Below are 15,899 nucleotides of genomic sequence, written 5' to 3'. Positions count from 1 at the left end.
CCGCAGGGCAGTCTTGCCGGCCGCCAGGCCGGCAAGACCCTCGCATCGGAGCCCGGCGGCTGGTGGGGCCGGGTCGGCCCCGAGCCGCTTAGCGTAGCGCTTTAGAACTCCGGCCCGCCAAAGCCGCCGGCACCGCCGGGCAGGCCGGCCGGGGCCGGCTTGTCCTCGGCCAGTTCGGCGACGATGGCCTCGGTGGTCAGGATCAGGCTGGCGACCGAGGCGGCGTTCTGCAGCGCGGTGCGCGTGACCTTGGCCGGGTCCAGCACGCCCTGCTCGACCAGGTCGCCGTAGCTGCCCTGGGCGGCGTTGTAGCCGAAGTTGCCCTGGCCCTGCAGCACCTTGTCGACCACCACGCTGGGCTCGTCGCCGGCATTGGCGACGATCTGGCGCAGCGGCTCCTCGATCGCGCGCAGAACCAGGCGGATGCCGGCGTTCTGGTCGGCATTGTCGCCGCTCAGGGCGCCCAGCGCCTGGCGCGCACGCAGCAGGGCCACGCCGCCGCCGGGCACCACGCCCTCCTCCACCGCGGCGCGGGTCGCATGCAGCGCGTCCTCGACGCGGGCCTTCTTCTCCTTGAGCTCGACCTCGGTGGCCGCGCCGACCTTGATCACCGCGACGCCACCGGCCAGCTTGGCCACGCGCTCCTGCAGCTTCTCGCGGTCGTAGTCGCTGGTGGCCTCGTCGATCTGGGCGCGCAGCTGCTTGACGCGCGCCTGGATCTGCTCGACCGAGCCGGCGCCGTCGATCAGGGTGCTGTTCTCCTTGCCGACCTCGACCCGCTTGGCCTGGCCCAGGTCGGCCAGGGTGACCTTCTCCAGGGTCAGGCCGACCTCCTCGGCGATCACCTTGCCGCCGGTCAGGATCGCGATGTCCTCCAGGATGGCCTTGCGGCGGTCGCCGAAGCCCGGCGCCTTCACCGCCACCACCTTCAGGATGCCGCGGATCGAGTTGACCACCAGGGTGGCCAGGGCCTCACCCTCGATGTCCTCGGCAATGATCAGGAGCGGCCGGCCGGCCTTGGCCACGGCTTCGAGCGTCGGCAGCAGGTCGCGGATATTGCTGACCTTCTTGTCGACCAGCAGCACCAGCGGGTTGTCCAGCTGGGCCAGCTGGCGCTCGCTGTTGTTGATGAAATAGGGGCTCAGATAGCCGCGGTCGAACTGCAGACCCTCGACCACCGAGAGCTCGTTGGCCAGGCTCTTGCCGTCCTCGACCGTGATCACGCCCTCCTTGCCGACCTTGTCGATCGCGTCGGCGATGATCTGGCCGATGTCCCAGTCGGCATTGGCCGAGATCGCGCCGACCTGGGCGATCTCCTTGCTGGTGGTGGTCGGCTTGGCGATGTGCTTGACCTCGGCCACCAGGGCCACAACCGCCTTGTCGATGCCGCGCTTCAGGTCGGCCGGGTTCAGCCCCGCGGCCACATATTTGAAGCCCTCGCGCACGATGGCCTGCGCCAGCACGGTGGCGGTGGTGGTGCCGTCGCCGGCGTTGTCGCTGGTGCGGCTCGCCACCTCCTTGACCAGCTGGGCGCCGATGTTCTCGTAGCGGTCTTTCAGCTCGATCTCCTTGGCCACCGAGACCCCGTCCTTGGTCACGGTGGGCGCGCCGAAGCTGCGCTCCAGCACCACGTTGCGGCCCTTCGGGCCCAGGGTGACCTTGACCGCGTCGGCCAGGATGTTGACGCCGCGAACGATCTTGTGGCGGGCGTCGTCGCCGAAGATGACTTGCTTGGCTGCCATGGAAGGCTCTCTTTCTTTCTCTGTTCGTTCCGGATGTTCAGTTCTTGTCGACGATGACCGCGAACAGGTCTTCCTCGCGCACGACCAGCAGTTCGTCGCCGTCGAGCTTGACGGTCTGGCCGCTGTACTTGCCGAAGATCACCTTGTCGCCAACCTTGACCGAGGGCGCGAGATAGTCGCCGCGCTCGGTGCGCCGGCCGGGGCCGACGGCCAGCACCTCGCCCTGCTCGGGCTTCTCGCCGGCGGAGTCGGGGATCACGATGCCGCTGGCGGTCTTCAGTTCGGGTTCGCTGCGTTTGACGATGATGCGGTCATTCAAGGGGCGCAATGCCATGGCGCTTCTCCTGTGTAGGGGCTGAGCTTGGTTCGGCCCGCCGCCGCGGCGGGTCTTGTTGGCACTCTAGGCAGCACAGTGCTGACACCCAAGGAAGGCCTGCGCATGTGCTTATGCGGCCGCGCGATACCCGAATTGCGCATAAGCAAGCTCCAAAGCCGCAGTTCCTTGCATGCGCCGGGCTTCTTAAGCTGGGTCCACCCCATTCACCCCGGACCAGGATCGCCTCGCCGATGAGCCACAACGCCCCTGTATTGCCTACCGAAGAATCCAACCCAACAACCGAGGGCCAGGTCTTGCCCGCGCCGCTGCAGCAGGCGCTGGACGAGGCCCGCCAAGCCGCCCGCGACGCGGGCCTGGCCTATGCCGGCGGCCTGCCGCCGCCGCTGGCCTGGCAGCTGGTGTCGGCCGGCGCCCTGACCCTGGTCGATGTGCGCTCGCCCGAGGAATACCGCTTCGTCGGCCATGTGCCGGACAGCCTGCAGGTGCCCTGGGCCAGCGGCACCGGCCTGACCCGCAACCCGCGCTTCGTGCGCGAGCTGGAAGCCAAGCTGGGGGGCCGCAAGGACCGCCCGGTGCTGCTGCTGTGCCGCAGCGGCAGGCGCTCGGCACTGGCCGCCGAAGCGGCCGCCAAGGCCGGTTTCACCAAGGTCTATAACGTGCTCGAGGGCTTCGAGGGCGATCTCGATGCGCAGGGCCAGCGCGGCCATGGCAATGGCTGGCGTTTTCACCATCTGCCCTGGCAGCAGGACTGAAAACCATGAGCGGCCTTCCCCCGATTCCTGCCCCGACTTCCGCCCCGACTGCCGAAGACCTGCCGCTGGAGCAGGTCGTGGCCGGCCTGCGCCAGGCGCGGCGCGAATGGCGCGAGCGCCACCGCCTGCACGAGCCGCGCGGCCGCGAGCTGCCCTCGGCCGAGCTGCTGCAGGGCATCGTCGGCGGCCTGCGCGGCGCGCTGTTCCCGCTGCGCCTGGGGCCACCGGACCTGCGGCCCGAGGCTGAGGACTTCTACATCGGCCACCAGCTCGACACCCAGCTGCAGGCGCTGCGCCAGCAGGTGCTGCTGGAGCTGCGCTATGCGGCGCGCGGCCAGCAGGCCGAGGCTCAGCTGGCCGCGCGCGCTCAAGGCCTGGTGGCCGAGTTCGCGCTGGCCCTGCCGCAGATCCGCCGCCTGCTGGACAGCGATGTGCTGGCCGCCTTCGAGGGCGACCCGGCGGCACGCAGCGTCGACGAGGTGCTGCTCTGCTATCCCGGCATCGAGGCGATGATCCACCACCGCCTGGCGCACCAGCTCTATCTGCTGGGCGTGCCGCTCTTGGCGCGCATCGTCGCCGAGCTGGCCCATGCCAAGACCGGCATCGACATCCACCCCGGCGCGCAGATCGGCGCGGGCCTGTTCATCGACCATGGCACCGGCGTCGTGATCGGCGAGACCGCGGTGATCGGCGAGCGGGTGCGCATCTACCAGGCCGTGACCCTGGGCGCGCGCAGCTTCCCGACCGACGACCAGGGCCAGATCCGCAAAGGCGCGCCGCGCCATCCGGTGGTCGAGGACGAGGTCGTGATCTATGCCGGCGCCACCATCCTCGGCCGCATCACCCTGGGCCGCGGTTCGACCATCGGCGGCAATGTCTGGCTGACCCGCAGCGTCGCGCCGGGCAGCCAGATCAGCCAGGCCAATGCCGCGCCGGCGACCCAGCCGCTCTGAGTTCTCTTCCCTTTCCCGTCCTTTCTTTCACCACCACCAGGAGCTTTCATTCATGGCCGACAGCCAAGAGGCCCAGCAGGCGCTCAGCGACAATGCCGCGCGCCAGCTAGCCAACGCGACCAAGACCGTTCCGCAGTTGTCCGTCATCAGCCCGCGCTGGCTGACGCATCTGCTGCAATGGCAGCCGGTGGAGGCCGGCATCTACCGCCTCAACAAGGTCAAGAACGCGAAGGACATCCGCGTCGCCTGCGCCGCGCGCGACGAGAGCGAGCTGCCGCAGACCTTCGTCGACTACGAGGAGCAGCCGCGCGAGTATTTCCTCAACGCGGTCAGCACCGTGCTGGACGTGCACACCCGCGTCTCCGACCTCTACAGCAGCCCGCATGACCAGATCAAGGAGCAGCTGCGCCTGACGATCGAGATCATCAAGGAGCGCCAGGAAAGCGAGCTGATCAACAACCCCGACTACGGCCTGCTGGCCAATGTCGCGCCCGAGCAGATTGTCTACCCGCTGACCGGCGCGCCGACGCCGGACGATCTGGACGAACTGCTGAGCAAGGTCTGGAAGGAGCCCGCCTTCTTCCTGACCCACCCGCTGGTGATCGCCGCCTTCGGCCGCGAATGCACCCGCCGCGGCGTGCCGCCGCCGACCGTCAGCCTGTTCGGCTCGCAGTTCCTGACCTGGCGCGGCCTGCCGCTGATCCCCTCGGACAAGGTGCCGGTGGCGGACGGCAAGAGCAAGATCCTGCTGCTGCGTGTCGGCGACAAGCGCCAGGGCGTGGTCGGCCTGTATCAGCCCGGCCTCGCGGGCGAGCAGAGCCCGGGCCTGTCGGTGCGCTTCATGGGCATCAACCGCAACGCGATCGCCAGCTACCTGATCTCGCTGTACTGCTCGCTGGCGGTGCAGAGCGACGACGCGCTGGCGGTGCTGGAGGACGTGGAGATCGGCAAGTACCATGACTATCCAGACACCTACAAGTGAGGCGCTCAGCGCCGGCCCGCTGGATCTGGCGGCGCTGAACCGGCTGGCCGGCGAGTTCTTTGCGGAGGCGGCCGGCAAGCCGCCTTCATCGAGCTCGGAACTCTCACTGGCCGAAGCGCCAGCGCCGAGGCTGGAGGCCGCGCCGCCGCAGCAAGTCCATGCCGCGCAGGCGCCGCGCCAGGGCGGCCAGGCCCAGGGCGTGCCGCAGGCCTATGCGGCGGCCCTGCCCCTGCCGGCGACGGCGCCGAGCCGGCCCTCCGTCGGTGGTGGCGGCTACTACTTCGTCGACGAGGCCGCGCCCGCCTTGGCTTCGGGCACGGCGCCGCCGCCGGTCGCCGACTGGCTCTCGCCCCAGGCCTTCGGCCTGCCGGGGCAGGATGCTCTGCTCGCGCTGCTGGCCGAGCCCAAGCCCCCATCGCAGCCGCAGCCGGGCGCGGACTACTACTTCGTGCAGCCGGCCCAGGTCGAGGCGCATGAAGAGCGCGCCGGCAGCCCGCAGCTGCAGCCGCGCAGCGTGCCCGGCGGCTTCGATGTGGCGGCGGTGCGGCGCGACTTCCCGATCCTGGCCGAGCGGGTCAACGGCAAGCCCCTGGTCTGGCTGGACAACGCGGCGACGACCCACAAGCCGCGCCAGGTGATCGAGCGCCTCGCCTACTTCTACGCGCACGAGAACTCCAACATCCACCGCGCCGCGCATGAGCTGGCGGCCCGCGCCACCGATGCCTACGAGGGTGCGCGCCAGATCGTCGCGCGCTTTCTCGGCGCGGCCAGCACCGAGGAGATCATCTTCGTGCGCGGTGCCACCGAGGGCATCAACCTGGTGGCCAAGAGCTGGGGGGCGAAGCACATCGGCGCCGGCGACGAGATCATCGTCTCGCAGCTGGAGCATCACGCCAATATCGTGCCCTGGCAGCAGCTGGCGGCCGACAAGGGCGCGAAGCTGCGCGTGATCCTGGTCGACGACAGCGGGCAGCTCAGGCTCGACGAGTATCGCAAGCTGCTGAACCCGCGCACCAAGCTGGTCGCGGTGACGCAGGTGTCGAACGCGCTGGGCACGATCACGCCGGTGCAGGAAATCGTCGCGCTGGCCAAGGCCGCGGGCGTGACCACCCTGGTGGACGGCGCGCAATCGGTCTCGCATCTGCCGGTCCATCTGCAGACCCTGGGCGCGGACTTCTTCGTGTTCTCCGGCCACAAGGTGTTCGCGCCGACCGGCATCGGCGTGGTCTACGGCCGGCGCGAGGTGCTGGAGCAGACCCCGCCCTGGCAGGGTGGCGGCAACATGATCGCGGACGTCAGCTTCGAGCGCACGATCTACCAGCCACCGCCGGCGCGCTTCGAGGCCGGCACCGGCAATATCGCCGATGCGGTGGGCCTGGGCGCGGCGCTGGAATACCTGCAGGGCCTGGGCCTGCCACGCGTCGCGCAGTACGAGCATGACCTCTTGGACTACGCGACCGAGCGGCTGCGCCCCATCCCGGGTCTGCGCCTGATCGGCACCGCGGCGGCCAAGACCAGCGTCCTGTCCTTCGTGCTGAACGGCTACAGCACCGAGCAGGTCGGCCGCGCGCTGAACGAGGAAGGCATCGCGGTGCGCTCCGGCCACCATTGCGCCCAACCCATCCTGCGCCGCTTCGGCCTGGAGGCGACGGTACGGCCCTCGCTGGCCTTCTACAACACCTGCGAGGAGATCGACCTGCTGACCGATGTGGTGCGGCGCCTGGCCACCAGGCGCTGATGAAGCAGCGGCAGGCCCTCAGGCGCGGGCGAGGCGCGAGGCGGCGGCGGCCAGGCGATGCCAGGCGCCGCTGCCCAGCAGCAGGCCCGCGCCGATCAGGCCCATGCCCGCGAGCTGGGTCGCGTCCGGCCGGGCCCCGCCCAGCAGCAGGCCGAAGCCCAGCGCCCAGATCGGCACCAGCAGAGCCACCGGCGCCACCGTCGCGGTGCCATGGCGCAGCAGCGCCCGGTTCCAGACCCAGTAGCCCAGCAGGGTGACCGGATAGACCTGGAACAGCAGCGAGCCCAGCGCCGGCCAGGCCGCGAGACGCCCGGGCAGCGCCAGCATCGCCGCGCCGCCGTTGATCGCCCAGGCCGCACCCAGCAGCGGCAGGGCCGCGAAGGGCGCGGACCAGACCATCAGCCCCATCAGCTCGGCAACCGGCAGGCCGCAGCGCCGCAGCAGCAGATTGGCCAGGCTCAGGCTCAGCGCGGCGGCCAGCGCCGCCGCCAGGGCCGCGGCCGGCGTCGCACCGCGCATCGCGAGCAGCACCAGCGCGAAGCCGAAGAAGGCCAGTATCGCGCCGCGCCGCTGCGGCCCGGTCCAGGGCTCGCGCAGCAGCAGCGCGGCCAGCGCCGGGGTCAGGAAGGCGCTGGCCTGCAGCAGCCAGGCGCTGGGCCCGGCGCCCAGGCCCAGGTGCAGGGCCACCGTCATCAGCCCCCAGGTGCCGGCGCCGAACAGCAGGCCATAGGCCGCCAGCCCTCCCCAGCCGATGCCGCGCGGCCGCGGCAGCCAGGCGATCAGCGGCAGCGCGCAAAGCAGGAAGCGCAGGCCGGCGAGGCTCAGCGGGTCCAGGTGGGCCACCCCGAGCTTGATGACCGAGAAGTTCAGCCCCCACAGGGCCGTGATGGCGAGTAGCGGCAGCCAGTCCTTGTGCTTCATGGCAGCGATTCTGGGCGCGGGCAATCCGCACGAAAAGCGCAATCGGCGCGCATTAAGCATGCGCAGCACGCACAATGGCGCGATGTCCCGACTCGACCTTCCCCCGCTGCATGCGCTGCAGGCCTTCGAGGCCGCGGCCCGGCTCGGCAGCTTCAGCGCGGCCGCGGCCGAGCGCCACCTGACGCACAGCGCGGTGAGCCGGGCGGTGGCCCTGGTCGAGCATGGCTGCGGCGAGGCCCTGTTCACCCGCAGCGGGCCGCGCATCCGCCTGACTCCCGCCGGCCAGGCCCTGCTGGCGCGCCTGGCCGAGCCGCTGCACGCGCTGCATGCGGCCCTGCATGGGCCGCAGCAGGCCTCGGCCGACGCCGCGCCACAGCCGCTGGCGATCCACACCCTGCCCTCGTTCGCCCAGACCTGGCTGCTGCCGCGGCTGCAGGACTTCATAGAGCGGCATCCGGCCATCGTGCTGAGCCTGCAGGTCGGCTACACGCCGGTCAGCCTGCCGCCGCTGGAGCCGGCGGTGGCGCTGCGCTTCGGCCAGTTCGAGCGCAGCGGGCTGCAGAGCTGGCTGCTGTGGCGCGACATGCTGGTCGCGGTCGCGACGCCGCGCTGGGTCGAGGCCCGGGGCCGCGATCCCGGCGCCTGGCCGGGCCGGCAGCTGCTGCGCCTGGCCGGCCAGCCCTGGCCGCGGCGCCTGGAGGGCGCGCGGCTGGAGCCGCCGGCCGCGCTGGAATGCGCCGACGCGCTGCTGGTGCTGCATGCCGCGCTGCGCGGCCTGGGCGTGGCCTGGCTGCGGCGCTCCCTGGTCGAGCCCTGGCTGAGCTCGGGCGAGCTGATGTGCCTGTCCAGCCAGGCCGCCGGCGCCACCGACAAGGCGATGTGGATGGCCTGCCGCCAGGAACTGGCGGAGAAGCCCGCGGTGCGCGCCTTCACCGACTGGATCGAACAGCAGGTCGCGCAGGGCCCGCTTTGATGCCACCATCGGCCGATGCCCGCCTATTCCCTCGAGCCCCCCGACCCCGCCGAGCTGGCTCGTGCCCGCGCCGGTGATGACAGTGCCTTCGAGCGCCTGCTCGCGCCCTGGCGCCGCCCGCTGCACCGGCATTGCTACCGCCTGCTCGGCTCGCCGCTGGATGCCGACGATGCGCTGCAGGAGACCCTGCTCGCCGCCTGGCGCGGGTTGGCCGGCTTCGAGGCGCGCAGCGCCCTGGGCACCTGGCTCTACCGCATCGCCACCCATGTCTGCCTGCGCCTGATCGCGCAGCGCCCGCGCCGCCTGCAGTCGCCCGACTACGCCCCGCCGCTGCAGGACACCGCCGAGCTGGGCGAGATGGTGCCGGGCCCGGTCTGGCTGGAGCCGCTGCCCGAGGAGGACGCCGCAGACCCGGCCGCGCTGCTGCTGCGGCGCGAGCAGGTGGCGCTGGCCTTCGTTAGCGCGCTGCAGCACCTGCCGGGCCGACAGCGCGCGGTGCTGCTGCTGCGCGAGGTGCTGGAGTACAGCGCCGCCGAAACGGCCGAGCTGCTCGACAGCACGGTCGCCGCGGTGAACAGCGCGCTGCAGCGGGCGCAGGCCAGCCTGCGCGCGCGCCTGCCCGGGCCGCCGCAGGAGCTGGAGCTGCAGCGCCTGGGCGAGGACGGCCTGCGCGCGCTGCTGGCCGATTTCGTCGGCGCCTGGGAGCGGCGCGACCTGCCGGCGCTGCTGCGGCTCTTTACCGAGGATGCCCGCTTCACGATGCCGCCGCTGCCGGCCTGGTTCGATGGCCGGCATTGGGTCGGCAGGTTCATCGCCGAGCGGGTGTTCGCGACGCCCTGGCGGCTGCGGCCGCTCTGGGCCAACGGGCAGCCGGGTTTTGCCTGCTATATGGGCAGCGAGAAAGGTGACGATGGCCCGTTCCGGCTCGGCGCGATCGTGCTGCTGAGCCTGCGCGAGGGCCGCATCGCCGGCCTGCACAGCTTTCTCGAGCCCGCGCTGTACCGGCGCTTCGGGCTGGCCGAGCAGCTTTACTGAGCTGGACCGATGAGTTTTGCCCGCACCGCGTCTCTGAAGCAGTGACGGCTCGCGCCGCGCGCGGCCGTCGTTGCCTCAATCAGACCCCAGCAACGATGACGAAAGGTGCTCTCCCATGGCCAAACTCGTGTTCAGCCACATGGTCTCCCTCGACGGTTTTTGCGCCGGCCCCGGCGGCGTGCTCGACCGCCTGCCGATGGGCCCGGCCTTCGACCGGCACAATCTCGAGCTGCTGCGCGGCGCCGGCACCCTGCTGTTCGGCCGACTCACCTTCGAGCTGTTCCAGGACTTCTGGCCCCGCCTCGCGCAGGATCCGCCCGCCGACGATCCGGTGCTGGCCGAGATCGCGACGCGGGTCGCGCGGGCCGACAAGCTGGTCGTCAGCGACGGCCTGACCTTGAGCGCGGATGCGCCCTGGCGCGACGCGACCGTGCTGCGCCGCGCGCAGGCGCACGCGGCCATCCGCGCGCTGAAGGCGAGCGCGCCGCGCGACCTGCTGGCCTATGGCAGCCGGCGGCTGATGCAGGGTCTGCTGGCCGAGGGCCTGGTCGACGAGCTGCGCCTGCTGGTCGCGAACGTGCTGCTGGGCGAGGGCCAGCGCCTGTTCGAGGTGGCGCCGCCGCCGCTGCGCCTGGAGCTGCTGGAGCAGCGCCGCCTGGCCGACTCCGAGCTGGTGCTGCTGCGCTACGCCTGCAGCGCCGAGGCCTGAGAGGTCGCTCAGTTGAGCTGGCCGCCACCGGCCCGGATCTCCTGGGCCGTCAGGGCCAGCTCCAGCGCCAGCCGGGTGCCGGCCACCAGGGTCTCCAGCGGCAGGCTGGGCTGGCCCGGGTGCTGGGCCGCCTGCTGCGGCAGGTAGGGGATGTGCATGAAGCCGCTGCGCGCGCCTTCTTGGCCGCGCAGCTGGTGCTGCAGGCCGTAGAAGAGATGGTTGCAGACGAAGGTGCCGGCGGTCTGCGACACCGAGGCCGGGATGCCGGCGGCGCGCAGGCCGGCGACGATGGCCTTGATCGGCAGGCTGCTGAAATAGGCGGCCGGCCCGTCGGCGATCACCGGCAGGTCGACCGGCTGCGCGCCGGCGTTGTCGGGGATGCGCGCATCGTCGACATTGATCGCGACGCGCTCGAAGGACAGGTCGCTGCGCCCGCCGGCCTGGCCGGTGGCCAGGGTCAGCACCGGCGCGACGCGCTTCAGCGCCTCGGCCAGGCTGTGCAGGGCCGCGCCGAAGCGGCAGGGCAGTTGCACCGCCACGACGCGCGCGCCGGCGATCAGCTCGCCGTCCAGCGCCCGCGCCAGTTCCCAGGAGGGGTTGATCGACTCGCCGCCGAAGGGCTCGAAACCGGTCAGGAGGATGTTCTTCATGTTTGTCGGACTCCGCTTCACTCGATGCGCGCCAGCGCGGCGCCGGCCGCGAGCTGCGCGCCGGCCTCCGCCAGGCGGCTCAGGCGCCCGGCATGCGGCGCCAGCACCTGGGTCTCCATCTTCATCGCCTCCAGCACCGCGATCAGCTGGCCGGCGGCAACCTCGGCGCCCTCCTCCACCTTCCAGGCCTGCAGCTGGCCGGCCATCGGCGCGGCGACCACGGCCAGGTCAAGCACGGGCTCGGGCGCAGCGGCCGCGAGGGGCGCCTGCGCGCCGCTGGCCAGGCCGCGCAGCAGCTCGCTGGGCAGGCCCAGGCTGACACGCCGGCCGTCGATCTCGATCGCCAGGCGCTGCAGCGGCTGCGCGGCCAGCGGCTCGGGGCGCAGCGCGGCGGCCAGGGTCGGCGCGAAGTCGGTCTCGATCCAGCGCGTGTGGACCTTGAATCCGTCCGCGGCGATGAAGTCCGGATGCTCCAGCACCGCGCGGTGGAAGGGCAGCACCGTCGGCAGGCCCTCGATGCGGAACTCCGCCAGCGCACGCCGCGCCCGCGCCAGCGCCTGCTCGCGGGTCGCCCCGGTGACGATCAGCTTGGCCATCAGCGAGTCGAAGGCCGGCGGCACGATGGAGCCGCTGGCGACGCCGCTGTCCACCCGCACGCCGGGGCCCGAAGGCGGCGCGAAAAGATCGACCGGCCCGGGCGCCGGTAGGAAGCCGCGGCCCACATCCTCGGCATTGATGCGGAACTCGATCGCATGGCCGCGCAGCGCCGGCGTCTCGCGCAGGCTCAGCGGCAGGCCGTCGGCGATGCGCAGCTGCTCGACCACCAGGTCCAGCCCGCAGGTCTCCTCGGTGACCGGATGCTCCACCTGCAGCCGCGTGTTGACCTCCAGGAAGGAGATCGCGCCGGAGGCGCTGAGCAGGAACTCCACCGTGCCGGCGCCGACATAGCCGGCGCGCGCGCAGACATCGCGCGCCGCGGCATGGATGCGCTCGCGCTGCGCCTCGCTCAGGAAGGGCGCGGGCGCCTCCTCCACCAGCTTCTGGTTGCGCCGCTGCAGCGAGCAGTCGCGCGTGCCCAGCACGAGGACATGGCCCTGCGTGTCGGCGATGACCTGGGCCTCGACATGGCGCGGCCGGTCGAGGAACTGCTCGACGAAGCATTCGCCGCGCCCGAAGGCCGCGGTCGCCTCGCGGACCGCCGAGGCGTAGAGCTCGGCCACCTCCTCCAGCTGCCAGGCCACCTTCATGCCGCGGCCGCCGCCGCCGAAGGCCGCCTTGATCGCGATCGGCAGCCCATGCTCGCGCGCGAAGGCCAGCACCTCCTCGGGGCTGGACACCGGCCCGGGCGAGCCGGCCACCAGCGGCGCGCCCGCCTCCATCGCCAGGCGGCGCGCCGAGACCTTGTCGCCCAGCTGCTCGATCGCCTCGGGCGGCGGGCCGATCCAGATCAGGCCGGCGTCGAGCACCGCGCGCGCGAAGGCCGCGTTCTCGGACAGGAAGCCGTAGCCGGGATGCACGGCATCGGCGCCGCTGCGCCGCGCCAGCTCCAGCAGCTTGGCGATGTTCAGATAGGTGTCGGCCGGGCGCTGGCCATCCAGCCCCCAGGCCTCGTCGGCCAGGCGCACATGCTGGGCGTCGATGTCCGGATCGGCATAGACGGCGACGGAGCGGACGCCGTAGTCGGCGCAGGCGCGCACGATGCGCACGGCGATCTCGCCGCGGTTGGCAATGAGGACCTTCTGGATGGGCATGATGGAAAAGCTCGGAAGATGTCTGGAATCAGCGCGGCAGCCGCTGCGGCTCGAAGCCGGCGACGATGTTGAAGCGCAGGCGCGCGCCGACCGGCATCTGGCCCGCGAGGTCCAGGTGCCAGGGCGCGATGCAGGCGATGACGGGATAGCCACCGGTCAGCGGATGGTCGGCCAGGAACAGCACCGGCTGGCCGCTGGCCGGCACCTGGATTGCGCCCAGCGCGGTGCCCTCGCTGGGCAGCTCGCCGCCGACCGCGCGGCTCAGCGGCTGCGAGCCCTGCACGCGCAGGCCGACGCGGTTCGACTGCGGCGTCACGGCCCAGTCCTGCTCGCCCAAGAGGCGCAGCGCCTCGGGCGTGAACCAGTCGCTGCGCGGGCCCAGGGTCACGTCCAGCGTGACCAGATCACCGGCGCGCGGCCAGGCGGCCAGCGGCGGCTCGGCATGGCCGACCGGCGCCGCGCCGCACGGGGCTTTGAGCGCCAGGCGCTGGCCGGCGCGCAGCGGCGCCGGACCGACCTCGGCCAGCGAGTCGTAGGACAGGCTGCCCAGCACCGGCGCCTGCGCGATGCCGCCACGCAGCGCCAGATAGCTGCGCAGGCCCGCGACCGGGTCGCCGATGTGCAGCCGGTCGCCGGCGGACAAAGCCAGCGGTGCGTGCCGCTCGACCGGCCAGCGGCGCCCGTCCGGTGCGACCAGGGTCAGCGGGCCCTCGGCGCCGGTCACCGCGACGACGCAGTCGGTCAGGCTCTCCAGCTCGAAGCCGCCCAGCAACAGCTCGATGCCCGTCTCGCCGGCGGCATTGCCGACCAGGCGGTTCGCCGCCTTCAGCGAGCCGCGGTCCATCGCGCCGGAGGCGGCCACGCCCTGAGCGGCCCGGCCCGGCCGGCCCAGGTCCTGCAGCAAGGCCTGCAGGCCGGTGGCGCGGATCGCGATCGCAGGATGCTGCGGCGCCTCGGCCACCGGCTCGGCCGGGGTCGCGAGCGCGGCCGGCCGCGGCCCCGCGTCGACGAAGCGCACGCGCTGCCCCGGCTGCAGCAGCGCCGGCGGATCGCGGCCCAGGTCCCACATCGGGGTCGGGGTCTGGCCCAGCAGCTGCCAGCCACCCGGGCTGGCCTTGGGGTAGACGCCGCTGAAGCCGCCGGCCACCGCGACCGCGCCGGGCGGGATGCGGGTGCGCGGGCTCGCGCGGCGCGGCAGCTGGCGCAGCAGTTCGTCGCCGCCGGTCAGATAGGCAAAGCCGGGCGCGAAGCCGGTGAAGGCGACGAACCAGTCGCTGCCGGTATGGCGGCGCACCACCTCATCCGGCGTGATCTGCAGCAGGGCCGCCACCTCGGCCAGGTCCTCACCGTCGTAATGCACCGGGATCTCGACGCGCGGCCCGTCCTGCCGGTCAAGCAGCGCCAGCGGGCGCCGTGCCAGCTCGGCCGCCAGTTCTGCGCGGCTGAGCTTCAGCGGGTCGATGTCCAGCAGCAGGCTGCGGGCGCCCGGCACGATCTCGCGGATGCCGTCGATCGGCTCGGCCTGCAGCGAGGCCAGCAGGCCCAGCATGTGGGACAGGTCGTCCAGCTCGACCAGCACCGCCTCGCCGGCGGGCAGCAGACGGATCCCTTCGTTCATGCCGCGGCGTCCATGAAGGGGCGGATCGTGACGCCCTCGGCCACCAGCCGCTCGCGCAGGCGCCGCGCCATCGCGACCGCACCGGGGCTGTCGCCATGCACGCAGATCGAATCGGCGGCGATGCGCACCGCGTTGCCGTCGTTGGCAGTCACCGTGCCCTCGCGCACCAGGCGCAGCATGCGCGCGGCCACCGCCTCGGGATCGTGCAGCACGGCGCCGGGCTCGTGGCGCGGCACCAGGCTGCCGTCGGCACGGTAGCCGCGGTCGGCGAAGGCCTCCTCGATGGTGCGCAGCCCGGCGGCGCGGGCCCAGCCGGCCAGGGCCGAGCCGGCCAGCACCACCAGGCCCAGGCTCGCGTCGAGCGCGTGCAGCGCGGCGATCACGTCCTGCGCCTGGCGCTCGTCATGGGCGATGAAGTTGTAGAGCGCGCCATGCGGCTTCACATAGCGCACCCGCGTGCCGGCCGCGGCGGCCAGGCCCTGCAGCGCGCCGATCTGGTAGATCACGCTGGCGCGCAGGTCGGCGCTGGCCATGTCCATGTTGCGGCGGCCGAAGCCGACCAGGTCCGGATAGGCCACATGCGCACCGATGCTCACGCCGCGCTCGGCGGCCGCGCGCAGGGTGGCCAGGATGCCGGCCGGGTCGCCGGCGTGGAAGCCGCAGGCGACGTTGGCGCTGCTGACGAGGTCCAGCATCGCGGCGTCGTCGCCCATGCGCCAGGCGCCGTAGCTCTCGCCGAGGTCGCTGTTGAGATCGATCAGGTTCATGGCAAGCAAGGAATCAGCGGAACATCAGGAAGTTCAGCAGGAACACATTGACGAGCAGCAGGGTCAGCGCGGTCGGGATCTGCGCGCGGATCACCGCGTTCTTGTCCGGCAGCTCCAGCAGCGCGGCCGGCACGATGTTGAAGTTGGCCGCCATCGGCGTCATCAGGGTGCCGCAGTAGCCCGAGAGCATGCCGATCGCCGCCATCACCGCCGGGTCGCCGTGGTAGACGCCGACCAGCACCGGCACGCCGACGCCGCCGGTCATCACCGGGAAGGCCGCGAAGCCGTTGCCCATGATGACGGTGAAGAGTGCCATGCCGATGACATAGACGGCCACCGCGACGAAGCGCAGGTCCATGTTGATATAGGTGGTCGTCACATGGGCGACCGCCTTGCCGACGCCGGCGTCGGAGAACACCAGGCCCAGCATGCCCAGCATCTGCGGCAGCACCAGGGCCCAGCCCAGCGCGTCGATCAGGCGGCGCGCCTCGCGCACGCCCTGCACCGGGGTCTCGCGGGTCTGCCAGCAGGCCAGCCCCAGCGCGACGATGCAGGCCAGGCCCAGGCTGACCAGGGTGGCGTTCTTCGGATCGATCAGCGGCGCGCCGCCGACCACCAGATGCTTGGCCGACAGGGTGCCGACCATGGTCAGCAGCGGGATCGCCAGCGCCGGCACGAACAGGCGATGCCCCAGGCGCTTCGCGCTGGCGGCGCAGGCGGCCGCCGACGGCAGCCGGGCCTGGCCCGCGCCGACGCCCTTGCAGGCCACGATCAGCGCCATCGTCAGCACGCCCGCGCCGACCAGCTCCGGCGGCAGCAGATGGCCGCCCAGGAACATCGCCGCATACAGGCCCCAGAAGAAGCCGGTCGTGTAACGCTTCGGATGCTGGCGGTCCAGCAGGGTCATCACCGCGATCAGCGCCAGCAGCACGCCGGCCAGATTGAACAGCAGGTCCAGAGAAATGGTCATG

15 protein-coding genes are annotated in these 15,899 nt (G+C 72.1%); 7 read left to right on the top strand and 8 right to left on the bottom strand.

The features are described from left to right. Window positions 1-101 precede the first annotated feature (101 nt). Window positions 102-1,742, bottom strand: a complete 1,641-nt coding sequence (gene groL / locus G8A07_RS13840; RefSeq protein WP_195792639.1) for a chaperonin GroEL — start codon at window positions 1,740-1,742, stop codon at window positions 102-104. A gap of 37 nt (window positions 1,743-1,779) precedes the next feature. Continuing rightward, window positions 1,780-2,076, bottom strand: a complete 297-nt coding sequence (locus G8A07_RS13835; protein WP_195792638.1) for a co-chaperone GroES — start codon at window positions 2,074-2,076, stop codon at window positions 1,780-1,782. Window positions 2,077-2,309: 233 nt separating this feature from the next. On the opposite strand from G8A07_RS13835, the gene G8A07_RS13830 reads away from it, so the two are divergent. Genes G8A07_RS13830 through G8A07_RS13815 form a run of 4 tightly spaced genes read left to right on the top strand, consistent with a single transcriptional unit; the run spans window position 2,310 to window position 6,504 of the window. Next, entirely contained in the window at window positions 2,310-2,831 is a 522-nt protein-coding gene (locus G8A07_RS13830; protein ID WP_195792637.1) for a rhodanese-like domain-containing protein, read from the top strand. A 5-nt stretch (window positions 2,832-2,836) separates the two neighbouring features. Further along, on the top strand, window positions 2,837-3,784 hold the full coding sequence (epsC, locus tag G8A07_RS13825; protein ID WP_195792636.1) for a serine O-acetyltransferase EpsC: 948 nt from the start codon (window positions 2,837-2,839) through the stop codon (window positions 3,782-3,784). A gap of 52 nt (window positions 3,785-3,836) precedes the next feature. Next, the gene (locus G8A07_RS13820; RefSeq protein ID WP_195792635.1) at window positions 3,837-4,766 is read left to right on the top strand and encodes a family 2A encapsulin nanocompartment shell protein; all 930 of its coding nucleotides are present in this window, start codon (window positions 3,837-3,839) and stop codon (window positions 4,764-4,766) included. Next, the gene (locus G8A07_RS13815) at window positions 4,741-6,504 is read left to right on the top strand and encodes a family 2A encapsulin nanocompartment cargo protein cysteine desulfurase (RefSeq protein WP_195792634.1); all 1,764 of its coding nucleotides are present in this window, start codon (window positions 4,741-4,743) and stop codon (window positions 6,502-6,504) included. Before G8A07_RS13820 ends, G8A07_RS13815 begins: the two co-directional genes overlap by 26 nt. An 18-nt stretch (window positions 6,505-6,522) precedes the next feature. Here G8A07_RS13815 and G8A07_RS13810 read toward each other — a convergent pair whose 3' ends face one another. Then, on the bottom strand, window positions 6,523-7,425 hold the full coding sequence (locus G8A07_RS13810) for an EamA family transporter (RefSeq protein ID WP_195792633.1): 903 nt from the start codon (window positions 7,423-7,425) through the stop codon (window positions 6,523-6,525). Between the two features lie 82 nt (window positions 7,426-7,507). Between G8A07_RS13810 and G8A07_RS13805 the strand changes: the two genes are divergently transcribed. The 3 genes from G8A07_RS13805 (at window position 7,508) to G8A07_RS13795 (ending at window position 10,142) form a co-directional block, all read left to right on the top strand. Continuing rightward, the gene (locus G8A07_RS13805) at window positions 7,508-8,398 is read left to right on the top strand and encodes a LysR substrate-binding domain-containing protein (RefSeq protein WP_195792632.1); all 891 of its coding nucleotides are present in this window, start codon (window positions 7,508-7,510) and stop codon (window positions 8,396-8,398) included. Between the two features lie 15 nt (window positions 8,399-8,413). Next, complete coding sequence (locus tag G8A07_RS13800; RefSeq protein ID WP_195792631.1) at window positions 8,414-9,433, top strand: RNA polymerase subunit sigma-70; 1,020 nt, start codon at window positions 8,414-8,416, stop codon at window positions 9,431-9,433. A gap of 115 nt (window positions 9,434-9,548) precedes the next feature. Beyond that, entirely contained in the window at window positions 9,549-10,142 is a 594-nt protein-coding gene (locus G8A07_RS13795) for a dihydrofolate reductase family protein (protein WP_195792630.1), read from the top strand. Between the two features lie 8 nt (window positions 10,143-10,150). Here G8A07_RS13795 and pcp read toward each other — a convergent pair whose 3' ends face one another. From pcp to G8A07_RS13770, 5 genes are read right to left on the bottom strand one after another with little or no spacing between them, the layout of a single operon-like run. Then, a complete protein-coding gene (gene pcp / locus G8A07_RS13790; RefSeq protein WP_195792629.1) occupies window positions 10,151-10,792 on the bottom strand; it encodes a pyroglutamyl-peptidase I in 642 nt (213 codons plus the stop codon). Window positions 10,793-10,809: 17 nt separating this feature from the next. Further along, window positions 10,810-12,537, bottom strand: a complete 1,728-nt coding sequence (locus G8A07_RS13785; protein ID WP_195797766.1) for a biotin carboxylase N-terminal domain-containing protein — start codon at window positions 12,535-12,537, stop codon at window positions 10,810-10,812. Window positions 12,538-12,571: 34 nt separating this feature from the next. Further along, window positions 12,572-14,149, bottom strand: coding sequence for an urea amidolyase family protein (locus G8A07_RS13780; protein ID WP_195797765.1), 1,578 nt, complete (start codon window positions 14,147-14,149; stop codon window positions 12,572-12,574). Between the two features lie 8 nt (window positions 14,150-14,157). Further along, entirely contained in the window at window positions 14,158-14,928 is a 771-nt protein-coding gene (locus G8A07_RS13775) for a LamB/YcsF family protein (RefSeq protein WP_195792628.1), read from the bottom strand. A gap of 13 nt (window positions 14,929-14,941) precedes the next feature. Beyond that, window positions 14,942-15,898, bottom strand: a complete 957-nt coding sequence (locus G8A07_RS13770) for a DUF979 domain-containing protein (protein WP_195792627.1) — start codon at window positions 15,896-15,898, stop codon at window positions 14,942-14,944. Window position 15,899 lies beyond the last annotated feature (1 nt).

It is taken from the genome of Roseateles sp. DAIF2 (assembly GCF_015624425.1).
Classification (GTDB): domain Bacteria; phylum Pseudomonadota; class Gammaproteobacteria; order Burkholderiales; family Burkholderiaceae_C; genus Kinneretia.
The sequence above is the reverse complement of the archived record's forward strand: the minus strand, read 5'-3'. Positions and strand labels throughout refer to the sequence as shown.